A 13130-nucleotide genomic window follows, 5' to 3' on the forward strand; every position below is an offset into this window, starting at 1 on the left:
AATCCTTTAAAGTCTTAGATTTTAATCAGTGCATAAGATAAGTTTTGAATCAAAACACTATAAAATATAAAATATCTTAAAATATTCAATATTATGTATAAAATTTGTAAAAGTGTAAATAATACTAATTGAAAGGGGCGATATGGGATGAAAAAGTTTTTAAGTGGAATAATAATAATAATATCAATGGTTTTAGTAAGTAGTATTATAGGACAAGTTTATGAAAAAAATACATCTAAAAAGCAGGTTGAAGATATAAGTAACAAATTAATAAGGTTTCATATTTTGGCTAATAGTGATTCAATAGAAGACCAAGAGTTAAAATTAAGAGTTAAGGATGAGGTTTTAAACTTTATACAACCTATACTTAAGGAAAGTAAGTCTTTGGATGAATCAAGGGATATATTAAGAAATAATAACGAAAAAATAATTGAAATAGCAAATGAGGTAGTGAAGAAAAATGGATATGATTATAAAGTTAATGCGGAACTATCACGAGAGAATTTCCCAGTTAAAGTCTATGGTGATATAGCTCTACCTCAAGGAGAGTATGAAGCTTATAGAATACTAATAGGGGATGCTGAGGGAGAAAATTGGTGGTGTGTAATGTTCCCACCTTTATGCTTTGTGGATGTAACTAAGGGTGAGGTGAACTCAGAAGAAACCAAAAAAGAGCTTAGTAGGGTTTTAGATGATAATGAAATGGATACAGTTTCTAAGGAGAAAAAAGTTAAAGTAAAATTTAAATTTTTAGAAGTAATAGAAGATTTAATAAATAAAAAATAAGAATTAGCACATTGCTGATTCTTATTTTTTTATTAAATCTTCTATTAAATTTACCATATCTTTGCAAGAATTAGGTTTACTTAGAGCTCTAGCTTTTACTTTCATATCTTTTAGAAGTTCAGAGTCTTTAAGAATTTCATATATTTTATCCTTGCAGTTAATTCCATCGCCTAAATCAATAGCAACTCCATGGTTTAGTAAAAACTCTGCATTTTTTTCTTCCTGCCCAGGAATAGGAGAGAATAGTGCCATAGGAAGTTCTGAAATTAATGCCTCTGTTATAGTTAAACCACCTGGTTTTGTTAAGAGTAAATCACAGGCTTGCATATATTTATTTACTTCCTTTGTAAAGCCTATTATTCTAGTCTCTTTTAAGGAGTACTCCACCTCAGAGTTTAAAGAAGATAGCAATTTATCGTTGTTACCTGCAAGTATTATTATTTGAAAATCTAAAGGGATAGATATAAGTTCTTTATACACATTAACTATATTCCCCATTCCAAGACTTCCACCCATAAGTAGTAAGGTTGTTTTATCTGGATCAAGATCTAAGGATATTAGGGTGTTTTTATTATCATAAGGAGTATTAAAACTAGGGGATACAGGTATACCAAAAGGAAATATTTTGTCTTTTAAAACACCTCTTTCCTCCATTTCATCTATCATATCATCATTGGAAACTATGTATGCATCAACATTAGGATGAATCCAAAAACTATGAGGAGTATAGTCTGTCATTATAGTAATACAGGGTTTATCTATTAAACTCTTCCCTTTAAGTATAGAAAGTATTTCTGTAGAGAAAGGGTGAGTTGAAATTAGAACATCTGGGTTAAATCCCTCTATTAAATTATAAATTTTAGTTGAAAATAACTCGTTTATCTTATTAGATACATTAGCTATTCCAGGATCAGTTTCAGAATGATTATATATCATTCCGAAAATAGATGGAGATATTTTAAGAGACTTTAAGTAGCTTCCTATTATTAATTTATCTAAAACTGGATTGATATATCGTAGAGTATCTACTATTTCAACTTCAGAGTCATCATATTTATCCAAGATATATGACTTTATTGCTTTAGCAGCATTCATATGACCACCACCAGCGGATACTGATAACATTAATACTTTCATGAGTTTCACACCTTTAAATACATTTAATTTAATTATATTAAAATATAAAAGTCTTATATATACTATTAACAAGTCTTAGTAAAACTATAATTAAGTAATAATATGTAAATATAGTTTCACAAAGCTGATTTTATCTGATGGCTAGCAACTGTAACACCACCATCCCGTGTAAGGAGGGGGTGTTACAGTTGCTAAGCGCTTAGATGATTTCTATTTATATAGAAATCTTAAACTTATATAAATTCAAATGACCTTATAATTATTACAAATAAAACTACTAAAAATTTTAGGAATTGAGCAACAAAGAAAGCCGTAAAATATTGATTTTACAGTTTATAATGTAAGTATATACTTATATACTAAAATAGTTTATTTAAATAATAGTCACTATATTATATCATAGCTGAAGAATTAATAATAATTAATTTTATCTTAAAACTGTATCAAAACCCTCTTGATTAATATTAGTAAAATTAATAAACTATTTATTATGAGTATGAAGGTTAAGGAGTGAGTGTATGGTAAGAGCATTAGCAATGGTATCTGGGGGATTAGACAGTATATTAGCATCGAAACTTATAAAGGATCAGGGGATTGAAGTAATTGGGATTTGTTTTAAATCTTATTTTTTTACACCAGATAATGCTATAAAAATGTGCAAACAAATAGATATACCATTAGAGATTGTAGATTTTTCTAAAGAACATTTTGAAATGGTTAAAAATCCTAAGCATGGATATGGAAAGAATATGAATCCTTGTATAGATTGCCATTCTATGATGATGAAATATGCTGGTGAGCTTTTAGAGAAATTTAATGGAGATTTTATTATAACAGGTGAGGTTTTAAATCAAAGACCTATGTCACAGAACAAGAGATCTTTAGACATAGTAAAAAATGAATCTGGATTTAGCAATAAGATTTTAAGACCTCTTTGTGCAAAGAATTTAGAACCAACAGACATGGAGAATAATGGATTAGTAAATAGAGAAAATTTATTGGATATAAGTGGGAGGAGTAGAACGGTTCAAATGGAACTAGCAGATAAATGGGGCATAGTTGACTATCCTTCTCCAGCAGGAGGATGTAGACTTACGGAGCCTAATTATTCAATAAGACTTAAAGACTTAGTTAAGAATAAAAGTGAAATTAAAGAGAAAGATATAAGTCTATTAAGATATGGAAGACACTTTAGATTAGGAGATAATTGCAAGATAGTAGCTGCAAGAACAGAAGAGGAAAGCAAAAGTTTAAAGAGTTTATTAACTAAGGATGATATGATATTTTTTCCAAATAAATTTTCAGGGGCTATGATAGCTATAGTTGGGGAAGCTAGCGAAGAAGATATAGAATTTGCAGCCAAGCTTTCAGGAAGATATTCAAAAGGAAAAAATGAGAATAAGTTAGATATAAAGTATGGAAGATTTGGAAGACCTATGGATAAAATAATAGAGGTTAGCCCAATAAAAGAAGATGAAATGCAAAAATATATGATTAATTGTTAGGAGTGATTAGGTGATAAAAAAGGCAGTAGTTTCTATTAAAAGTTCTCAAGATATAACTGATGAAGGTATTGAAGTTGTTACTCCAGGAGAGTTTACCATACTTTCTAATGGGTTTAAGGCAGAATATAATGAAACAGAACTTTCAGGGATGGAAGGGACTGTTACTATATTAAATATATTTGAAGATTATATGGAACTTATAAGAGAAGGAAGTACAGCATGTGAGATGAGGTTTCAAAGGGGCAAGGAGCATATATCTTTATATAACACTCCCTATGGTGCCTTAGAACTTAGAACGAAGACTAAAAAACTAGATATAGACATGGGGGAAAGTGGAGGAAAACTTTTTGTAGAATATGAGCTTACTATAACTGGTCAACCGTCTTATATAACTGTGTTAGAAATAGAAATAAAGGCTTAAATATAAATTTTACTATATAAATAGGAGTTAAGGTTCAAGTTAAAAGTTCTATATTATATATACATAATTAACAGTGCATAGAAAACAGTCATGCTGTAGGTGCACTGTTTTTATTTATGCAATTATGAAATAATATTTAGATTAAAATGTATTTTAATAATTAAAATATATAAATATAGAATAGTATGTAAATTTGTGGTTTTAGCCATATCTAATATAATAAGAGGATAATGCGTTAAGATATAGGATATTAAGGGGCAGAGATATTATAAGTAATAGGTTAAATGTATAAAAAAGTAATAGTAGTCAAGAATCTATAAAAAGAGGTGAGGAGTTATGAAAGATAAATACTTAACTATAATAAATTTTTTATGTAAGTATAATGATATAAGCAAAGAAGAAATGTTTAAAATATTAAAGGATAGAGAGTGTAGGTATTTATTATTTTTACTTTTGAAAAAATACGATTGTGATGATAAGAAAACATTGAATAAGTTTTTTCCTGAAAGAAGTGAGAGGTCATTTACCTATAATTTTAAAAAAGCAGAAGAGAAATTCTTAGTAAATGGAGAGTTAAGAAAGAAATACTTTGAATTAGAGAATAGATTAAGGGAAATGATATAATATGAATAAAAATGACGAAATATAGGATTAGCATCACGAAAAATAGTGTGATATCATATTATTTATATTTTTGAAAATAAATATCCCATTTTAATAGGGTAATTCCTATTTTAATGGGATATAATCATTATGTCAATAGGAAAATAAAAAAATATAGATTTTAGGAGGATTCACATGAATACTAAATATGTTTTTGTTACTGGAGGAGTAGTATCATCCTTAGGAAAAGGAATAACAGCAGCATCTCTTGGAAGGCTCTTAAAAAATAGGGGATTAAAAGTATCTATACAAAAGTTTGACCCATATATTAATGTGGATCCAGGTACTATGAGTCCATATCAGCATGGAGAGGTTTTTGTAACAGATGATGGTGCTGAAACAGACTTAGATTTAGGGCATTATGAAAGATTTATAGATGAAAATTTAAGTAGAAATAGTAATGTAACTACAGGTAAAATTTACTGGAATGTAATTTCTAAGGAGAGAAAAGGAGAGTATTTAGGAGGAACAGTTCAGGTTATACCTCATATAACAAATGAGATAAAAGAAAGAGTTTATAGAGTAGCAAAAGAAAGAGAAGTAGATGTGGTCATAACAGAAATAGGTGGTACTGTTGGAGATATAGAATCTCTTCCATTTCTAGAAGCTATAAGACAAGTTCAATATGAAGTTGGTAAAGAAAATGTATGTTTTATTCATGTAACGCTAGTACCTTTTCTTGGGAAAGCAGGTGAACTTAAAACAAAGCCAACCCAACACTCTGTTAAGGAGCTTAGAAGCATAGGTATTCAACCTGATATAATAGTGTGTAGATCTGAAAGACCTTTATCACAAGAGGTAAAAAATAAGATTGGATTATTCTGTAATATAGATGGAAAGCATGTTATACAAAACTTAGATGCGGAAAATTTATATGAAATTCCTCTAATGCTTCATAAAGAAGAACTAGATAAATTAGTCTGTGATAAGTTAAATTTATCATGTGAAGATATTGATAATTCATTATGGGAAGCTATGATTAATAAGATAAAGTCAATAAATCATATTATAAGAGTAGCTTTGGTGGGAAAATATGTAGAGCTTCATGATGCTTACATATCTGTAGTAGAAGCTTTAAACCACGGAGGTTATGCTAATGACACTAATATAGAGATAGAATGGATAAATGCGGAGGAGATAAGTTCTAGAAATTCAAAATCTCTATTGAAGGATGTGGATGGTATCCTTGTTCCAGGAGGATTTGGAGATAGAGGGGTAGAGGGAAAGATAGAAACTATAAGATATGCTAGAGAAAATAAAATACCTTTTCTAGGAATTTGTCTTGGGATGCAGTGTGCAGTTATAGAGTTTGCTAGAAATGTGTTAGGCTATGAAAATGCTAATAGTTCTGAGATAGATCCAGATACTAAATATCCAGTTATAGATTTGATGCCAGAGCAAAAAGATATAGAGGATATGGGTGGGACTATGAGGCTGGGCGTTTATCCGTGTAAGTTATTAAAGGACACTAATTCTTATAATACCTATGATGAGGAAGTTATATATGAAAGACATAGGCATAGATATGAATTTAATAATGAGTATAAAAAACAACTAACAGAGGGGGGACTTTCTATAACTGGAACTTCTCCAGATGGAAGGTTAGTTGAAATAGTGGAAATTAAAGATCATCCGTGGTTTACAGCAGCTCAATTTCATCCAGAATTAAAATCAAGACCTAATAGACCTCACCCTTTATTTAATGGTTTTATAAAAGCAACCCTAGAAAATAAAAAATAATATTTTAAATATAAAGATGTTACTAAGGTTTTAATGGGAGAAATCAATTTATTCATAATTTTCTTGTATATTCATAAAGCTCTATGTAGTATATAAACTAAAAAATTACTTAAAAACCGTTTAAGATTATCATGTGTTAAAAGTCAATTTAATAGTAGAAGTTAAAACTCCATCCATAAAATAGTTTATGAATGGAGTTTAATTTTATATTAACAACATATTTGTTAATATATGATTAAATAATACAAGAATTTTCTTGACCAATGATTTTATAGGTATATAATTAATATGTAATTATATAGTTGAATAAATAATAGCGTACTTGATAATAATTAATTTATGTATGTAAAATTTATCTGATGGCTGGGAGCTGTATACCTAATCCTATTAAAAGGTGGGGATAACAATTGCTACGCCCTAGATTAACTCATCTAACATTAAGATGGTGGAGAGAACATCATCTGAAGAAAGATTCGTTCTATAAGTATACATATATTTATCCTACAATCATATTTCTAAAATATTTTAGAGTAAATTAATAATACAGTTCAAGGAGTAATTTATCCAAACTATATATTTGTTTGGATTCTAAAATAAATCTTTTCTTATTTGTTTCCGGAGGTTTTTAAAATTTGGAGGTGCAGTTTTGACTAACAACAAATATGAATCAATGACGGTTAATGAACTGAAGCAGGTAGCTAAGGACTTAGGCGTTAAAAATATATCAAAATTTAAGAAACAAGAGTTAATAGAAGAACTTAAAAAAATATCTAAACCCCTTACGCCATCTCTTTCTATTGAAAAAGATGGAACAATCTTAAGAGAGAAAATATCTCCTAAGGGTTCAGAAGAATATTTAGATAGAACTAAAGTCATTGAAGAAACAAATAATAGACATGAAGAAACTCATGAGATTAGTGAAGAGGAGAAGGCTCAAAAGCTAAGAACTGTTATAAATGGATCAGAAAGAGTAACAGGTATTTTAGATATAGTAAACGATAATCCGGGAAGTAATTTTGGATTTTTAAGATGTAAAAACTATGTAAGTGGAAGTGAAGATGTTTACGTATCGCCTTCTCAGATAAAAAGATTTAACCTAAAAACAGGGGATATGATAACTGGAAAGGCAAGATCACCTAAGGATGGTGGAGAAAGATATAGAGCTCTAGTATTTGTTGAAATCATAAATGGATATAGTGTTGATAATATAGGAAGAAGACGTAATTTTGAAAGGATGACTCCTATATATCCAGACAAAAGACTAAGGCTTGAAACAGATTATTCAAGAGATTTATCTTCAAGGCTTATGGATATTGTATGTCCTATAGGTAAAGGTCAAAGAGGTATAATTGTAGCTCCTCCTAAGGCGGGGAAAACCACTTTATTAAAAAGAGTAGCACAAAACATATCTAAAAATTACCCTGAGATAAAGCTAATGGTTCTTTTAATAGATGAAAGACCAGAAGAAGTAACGGACATGCAACGTTCTATAAATGGAGAAGTTATATACTCAACTTTTGATGAAGAGCCACAAAATCATACAAAAATAGCTCAACTTGTACTAGAAAGAGCTAAAAGACTTGTTGAGTATGGGAATGATGTAGTTATACTTTTAGATAGTTTAACTAGACTTACAAGAGCTTGGAACTTAACTATAACTCCAACAGGTAGAACCTTATCAGGAGGACTTGATCCAGGAGCTTTAGTAATGCCTAAGAAGTTTTTTGGAGCTGCAAGAAACTTAGAAGAGGGCGGAAGTCTTACTATTCTTGCTACAGCGTTAGTTGAAACAGGCAGTAGAATGGATGATATGATATTTGAAGAGTTTAAGGGAACAGGAAATATGGAGGTTCACTTAGATAGAAAACTTCAAGAAAGAAGAATATTCCCAGCTATAGATATATATAAATCAGGAACGAGAAAAGAGGATCTAATTCTGGGAGATGAAGAAAAAGAAGTAGCCTTTGGACTAAGAAGAGTTATGTATAGAGACGGAAATTTAGAAAATGTTACAGAAAGTATTATTAACTTACTTTCAAAGACATCAAATAATGAAGAATTTATACAAACTATAAAAAAGAGCGATATGCTAGATCCAGAAAAGAAGAGATAAAGTAAAAAATCCAGGAAAACTGGATTTTTTATTTTATCTAAAACTATGAATATTATTAATAATCAAAAGATTAATTATCAATATATATTTAGTTATTTCTATATTTTTAAATAATATAGAAACTTAAATGGATCTATAGGTTTTTTGGTTCAAAACTTATCTTATGTACTACTTAAAATCCAAGGTTTTAAATAATTTAAGTACATGTATAAGTTAAGATTTAAGCTAAAAACCCTATATATAAGTTAAAATGAATTTATATAATTTAATTTTAACAAAAGAAAAAGGAAAAGATGAATTCATCTTTTCCAAACTTTCTTATTCTTCGTTCTTTAAGTTGTACTTCTTATTGAATCTATCAACTCTTCCACCGATATCAACAATCTTTTGCTTTCCAGTGAAGAATGGGTGGCATTTAGAGCATATTTCTACTTTTAGTTCGTTTTTAACAGAACCTGTTGTAAAAGTATTTCCACATGCACACTTAACCACTGAATCGCTGTGGTATTCTGGATGTATGCCTTCTCTCATATTTTTCACCTCTTTCGCTTTGCGTATCCGCTATCAACCTCTAGATTATATCATGTGGTTATGAACTAAGTCAATACGGCATTAAATGAAATTTTATAATCTAAAAATTATTACTAAATTTTAGTTTTTTATTACATATAATTTATGTGATATAATCGAATAGTTAATAAAACGTAGAAAAGGAGATAGTTTAATGGCAAAACTTTATTTTAGATATGGAGCTATGAATTCTGGAAAATCAACTCATTTAATGCAGGTAGCATACAACTACCATGAAAGAGGACTAAAAGCAATAATATTAAAGCCAGAAACCGATAAAAAGGGTGGAGTAAAAGTTGTATCAAGACTTGGAGTTTCCCAGGAGGTAGATCTATTAATAGATAAAGATGATAATATATATATAGAAGTTGAGAATTATATAAAGGAAAAAGGAAAGGTACAGTGTATATTGGTAGATGAGGTGCAATTTTTAAAGAAGCATCATATAGATGAACTTTTCAGAGTGGCAGCGCTTTTAGATATATCTGTAATATGTTATGGGCTTAGAACAGATTTTCAGATGAACGGATTTGAAGGCAGTGAGAGGCTACTTTTATTAGCTCATAGTATAGAGGAAATGAAAACTATATGTACTTGTGGAAAAAAAGCATTATTAAATGGAAGAAAGATTGACGGTAGATATGTTTTCGAGGGAGAGCAAGTGGCAATTGATAAGTTTGACAATGTAGAATACCAATCTCTTTGTCCAAACTGTTATTTTAAATATAAACAAGACTATCTAGGTACAAAATAAGTTTAGAGAGAAGGTGGGTTAATGAAGAGAAAGTGCAATGTAGGAGGTCAAGCTGTAATAGAAGGAGTAATGATGAGGGGCGAAAAAGGAGTTGCCACTGCAGTTAGGACTCCTAAAGGGGAAATAGAAATATCCATGGAAAATAAAATCCCATTAAGTAAAAAGAATAAATTATTTTCTCTTCCAATTATTAGAGGGTTTATATCCCTAATTGATTCTATGATTGTAGGTATAAAGACATTAAACTATTCTGCTTCATTTTTTGAGGAAGATGATGAGCCTGATGCTTTTGAAAAGTTTTTTAATAAAATATTTAAGGATAAAAGTGAGAATGTGTTGGTAGGGATAACTATCTTTATATCTTTAGGTATTTCTATATTGTTATTCTTTGCAGCTCCCACATTAATAGCTCAAGGATTTAAATATTTAGGATTTAACAATTTTGCATTGAATATAGTAGAAGGAATAGTGAGAGTTTCTATTTTTCTCATTTATATATATCTTGTTGGAAAAATGGATGAGATAAAAAGGGTATTTCAGTATCATGGAGCAGAACATAAAACCATATTTTGTTATGAGAATGGGGTAGAGCTTACTGTGGATAATGTGAAGAAGTTCCCAAGACTACATCCAAGATGTGGAACAAATTTTATTTTTCTTGTTATGGTAATAAGCATATTATTATTTTCTTTTGTTAGTTGGAAAAGTTTTTGGTATAGATTAGGCTACAGAATATTACTCCTACCATTAGTATCAGGTATTACCTATGAAATAATAAAATGGCTTGGGAAAAATGATAACATATTAACCACTGTAGTAGCTTATCCAGGATTAAAACTTCAAGAACTTACCACAAAGGAACCTGATGAAAAGCAGATAGAAGTTGCTATTGCCTCATTAAAAGCGGCAGAAGGGATAAAGTCTAAGGAGAAGTCTATAGGTGAACTCCTTAATTATTCTAATGAGGAACTTAAAAGTGTAGGAATAGAAACCTATGTGTTAGACTCTCAGTTATTACTTTCTAAAGTTATAGAAAGAGATAAGCTTTACTTAATAACTAATAGGAATGAATTAGTATCTCTAGAAAATGAAGAAGAGTTTAAAAACTTAGTTAAAAAAAGAAAAGGAAAAATGCCAATAAAATATATATTAAATCACTGTGAGTTTATGGGATTAGATTTTTATGTAAAAGAATGTGTTTTAATTCCTAGAGGAGATACCGAAATATTAGTGGAGGAAGCTCTTAAAATAATAGATAATAATAATTTAAAAGATATATGTGACTTGTGCTGTGGAAGTGGAGCAATAGGATTATCCATAGGGGCTTTAAGGGAGGATGTTAATATAACATGCGTTGATATAGATAGTGTTCCCTGTGAGGTTACTAATATTAATATGGAAAGATTAAATCTTAAAGATAAGGCAAGATTTATACAAAGTGATTTACTAAAAGTTTTAATAAAAAATAAAGAGAAGTTCAATGTGATTATATCTAATCCACCTTATATAAGGAAAGAGGTTATAAATACCCTTATGGAAGATGTTAAAGATTTTGAACCTCATTTAGCCTTAGATGGGGGAGTGGATGGATTAGATTTTTATAGAAGAATAACTGATGAAAGTACTAAATGCTTACTTGACCAAGGATATTTAGCCTTTGAAATAGGTCATGATCAAGGAAAAGAAGTAGAAAATATAATGGCTTTGAATGGTTTTAAAGATATTAGAACTATAAAGGATTTAGCTGGATTAGATAGGGTAGTAATAGGAAAATATATTAGTGTATAATAAATATATAGTTATTAGGTTAAAATCTATAAACATATAGTAAAAAGAGGATAGTGATACCAATGTAGGGTATATAAATTAGTTGAAAATATTAATAATATTATGATATAATTATAAACTATGAAAATATGGATACGGAGTGATTGAGTTATGTTACAGAAGCTTAATTTTATAGAGGCAAAATATGACGAACTTTCTATGAAAATTAGTGATCCAACCATAATGGCTAATCAAAAAGAATGGCAAAAATTATGCAAGGAGCATTCAGATTTAGAAGAGGTAGTTGTAAAATACAAAGAATTTAAAAAGATTGAAGAAGATTTAGAATTTAACAAAGATATGCTTTCAGAGGAAAGCGATAAAGAGCTAAAGGAAATGATACAAGAAGAGCTTAAGTCTCTTTCTGAAAGGGAAGAAGAACTTAAGGATGAACTTAGAATATTACTTCTTCCAAAGGACCCTAATGATTCTAAGAACGTATTTGTAGAAATTAGAGGCGGTGCTGGTGGAGATGAGGCGGCATTATTTGCAGCTAACCTATTTAGAATGTATACAAGATATGCTGAGACTAAAAGATGGAAAGTTGAACTTATGTCTTCTAATGAAACAGATATCGGTGGATTTAAAGAAGTTGTCTTCATGATAAAGGGAAATGGAGCTTATTCAAGGCTTAAATACGAAAGTGGAGCACATAGAGTACAGAGGGTTCCAGATACTGAATCAAGTGGTAGAATTCACACATCAACAGCTACAGTTGCAGTTCTTCCAGAAGTTGATGATGTAGAAATTGATGTAAATCCAAATGATATAAGAGTAGATGTATTTAGAGCCTCAGGTAATGGAGGACAGTGTGTTAACACAACTGACTCTGCAGTAAGAATGACACATCTTCCAACAGGAATTGTAGTATCTTGTCAGGATGAAAAGTCACAGCTTAAAAATAAGGAAAAAGCATTAAAAATATTAAAGGCTAGATTATATGAAAAGGCAGAAGCTGAAAGAAGTGCAGCCATAGCTGAAGATAGAAAGAGCCAAGTTGGTACAGGAGATAGAAGTGAGAGAATAAGAACTTATAACTATCCTCAAGGAAGAGTTACAGACCACAGAATAGGGCTTACTTTATATAAGCTAGAAGCCTATATGAATGGTGATATAGATGAAGTTATAGATTCTTTAATCACTGCAGATCAAGCAGAAAAAATGAAGGCTATGGGAAACACTGAAGAACTATAATTTTTAAGATTTTAGAGGTGATTCATGTATATTGATAAAGCCATAAAAAAGCAAAAAAAACAGTTTAAAATATTTACGCTTATTATGTGCTTTATTTTTTTAGCTTTACCTATTGTCTTGTTTTTAGTGGGGCTAAATAGTAACTGGTTTTTAGTTATTTATTTAGTTATCATAGAGTTTATAATTTTATTAGCTATCTTTGTAAAAACAAATATGGAGAAGCTAGAATTTCACTGTAGTAACAATAAACTGACAATTATTCAGGGTATTTTAAATAGAACTTACAAAATGCTATGTGATAAAGTGGTTTTAGTTCATACAGAAGGTAGTAAAGAAGAAATGACCATAATATTTATAACTACAGTGAAGTTTAGAAATAAAAAAATAAGGCCCGTAGGAGTGGAACTTCTAAAGAAGCAT

11 protein-coding genes and 1 pseudogene are annotated in these 13130 nt (G+C 29.7%); 10 read left to right on the plus strand and 2 right to left on the minus strand.

The window, feature by feature from the left end; all coding sequences use genetic code 11:
* Positions 1-147: 147 nt before the first annotated feature.
* On the plus strand, positions 148-786 hold the full coding sequence (spoIIR, locus tag AB2369_RS06160) for a stage II sporulation protein R (protein WP_367665602.1): 639 nt from the start codon (positions 148-150) through the stop codon (positions 784-786).
* Positions 787-807: 21 nt separating this feature from the next.
* On the opposite strand, the gene AB2369_RS06165 is transcribed toward spoIIR, so the two are convergent.
* Positions 808-1923 (minus strand): glycosyltransferase, encoded by a 1116-nt coding sequence (locus AB2369_RS06165; protein WP_367665603.1) that lies wholly within the window; start codon positions 1921-1923, stop codon positions 808-810.
* Between the two features lie 518 nt (positions 1924-2441).
* Here AB2369_RS06165 and AB2369_RS06170 point away from each other — a divergent pair.
* The 5 genes from AB2369_RS06170 to rho all read left to right on the plus strand — a co-directional run bounded on the left by AB2369_RS06170 (position 2442) and on the right by rho (position 8365).
* Entirely contained in the window at positions 2442-3428 is a 987-nt protein-coding gene (locus tag AB2369_RS06170) for a tRNA 4-thiouridine(8) synthase ThiI (protein WP_367665604.1), read from the plus strand.
* A 10-nt stretch (positions 3429-3438) separates the two neighbouring features.
* Complete coding sequence (locus tag AB2369_RS06175; protein WP_367665605.1) at positions 3439-3849, plus strand: DUF1934 domain-containing protein; 411 nt, start codon at positions 3439-3441, stop codon at positions 3847-3849.
* Positions 3850-4185: 336 nt separating this feature from the next.
* Entirely contained in the window at positions 4186-4473 is a 288-nt protein-coding gene (locus AB2369_RS06180; RefSeq protein ID WP_367665606.1) for a ribose-5-phosphate isomerase, read from the plus strand.
* A 168-nt stretch (positions 4474-4641) separates the two neighbouring features.
* Positions 4642-6252 carry a CTP synthase gene (locus AB2369_RS06185; RefSeq protein ID WP_367665612.1) on the plus strand — a complete coding sequence of 537 codons (1611 nt, stop codon included), beginning with the start codon at positions 4642-4644 and terminating at the stop codon, positions 6250-6252.
* A gap of 646 nt (positions 6253-6898) precedes the next feature.
* The gene (rho, locus tag AB2369_RS06190; RefSeq protein WP_367665607.1) at positions 6899-8365 is read left to right on the plus strand and encodes a transcription termination factor Rho; all 1467 of its coding nucleotides are present in this window, start codon (positions 6899-6901) and stop codon (positions 8363-8365) included.
* Between the two features lie 318 nt (positions 8366-8683).
* On the opposite strand, the gene rpmE is transcribed toward rho, so the two are convergent.
* On the minus strand, positions 8684-8896 hold the full coding sequence (gene rpmE / locus AB2369_RS06195; RefSeq protein ID WP_367665608.1) for a 50S ribosomal protein L31: 213 nt from the start codon (positions 8894-8896) through the stop codon (positions 8684-8686).
* 193 nt (positions 8897-9089) lie between these two features.
* Here rpmE and AB2369_RS06200 point away from each other — a divergent pair, with 193 nt between their 5' ends.
* The 4 genes and pseudogenes from AB2369_RS06200 to AB2369_RS06215 form a co-directional block, all read left to right on the plus strand.
* Positions 9090-9689 (plus strand): thymidine kinase, encoded by a 600-nt coding sequence (locus tag AB2369_RS06200; RefSeq protein ID WP_367665609.1) that lies wholly within the window; start codon positions 9090-9092, stop codon positions 9687-9689.
* Between the two features lie 21 nt (positions 9690-9710).
* Positions 9711-11477, plus strand: coding sequence for a peptide chain release factor N(5)-glutamine methyltransferase (gene prmC / locus AB2369_RS06205; protein WP_367665610.1), 1767 nt, complete (start codon positions 9711-9713; stop codon positions 11475-11477).
* A gap of 150 nt (positions 11478-11627) precedes the next feature.
* Positions 11628-12710, plus strand: coding sequence for a peptide chain release factor 1 (gene prfA / locus AB2369_RS06210; RefSeq protein ID WP_367665611.1), 1083 nt, complete (start codon positions 11628-11630; stop codon positions 12708-12710).
* A 213-nt stretch (positions 12711-12923) separates the two neighbouring features.
* A pseudogene (locus AB2369_RS06215) lies at positions 12924-13130 on the plus strand (hypothetical protein); the annotation flags it as partial.

Source organism: Clostridium sp., assembly GCF_040797585.1.
GTDB lineage: Bacteria > Bacillota > Clostridia > Clostridiales > Clostridiaceae > Clostridium_Z.

Bases quoted from the DNA above. Each gene is read 5' to 3' on its own strand.
- spoIIR (WP_367665602.1), top strand. From the start codon at position 148: ATGAAAAAGTTTTTAAGTGGAATAATAATAATAATATCAATGGTTTTA.
- AB2369_RS06165 (WP_367665603.1), bottom strand. From the start codon at position 1,923: ATGAAAGTATTAATGTTATCAGTATCCGCTGGTGGTGGTCATATGAAT.
- AB2369_RS06170 (WP_367665604.1), top strand. From the start codon at position 2,442: ATGGTAAGAGCATTAGCAATGGTATCTGGGGGATTAGACAGTATATTA.
- AB2369_RS06180 (WP_367665606.1), top strand. From the start codon at position 4,186: ATGAAAGATAAATACTTAACTATAATAAATTTTTTATGTAAGTATAAT.
- rpmE (WP_367665608.1), bottom strand. From the start codon at position 8,896: ATGAGAGAAGGCATACATCCAGAATACCACAGCGATTCAGTGGTTAAG.
- AB2369_RS06200 (WP_367665609.1), top strand. From the start codon at position 9,090: ATGGCAAAACTTTATTTTAGATATGGAGCTATGAATTCTGGAAAATCA.
- prmC (WP_367665610.1), top strand. From the start codon at position 9,711: ATGAAGAGAAAGTGCAATGTAGGAGGTCAAGCTGTAATAGAAGGAGTA.
- prfA (WP_367665611.1), top strand. From the start codon at position 11,628: ATGTTACAGAAGCTTAATTTTATAGAGGCAAAATATGACGAACTTTCT.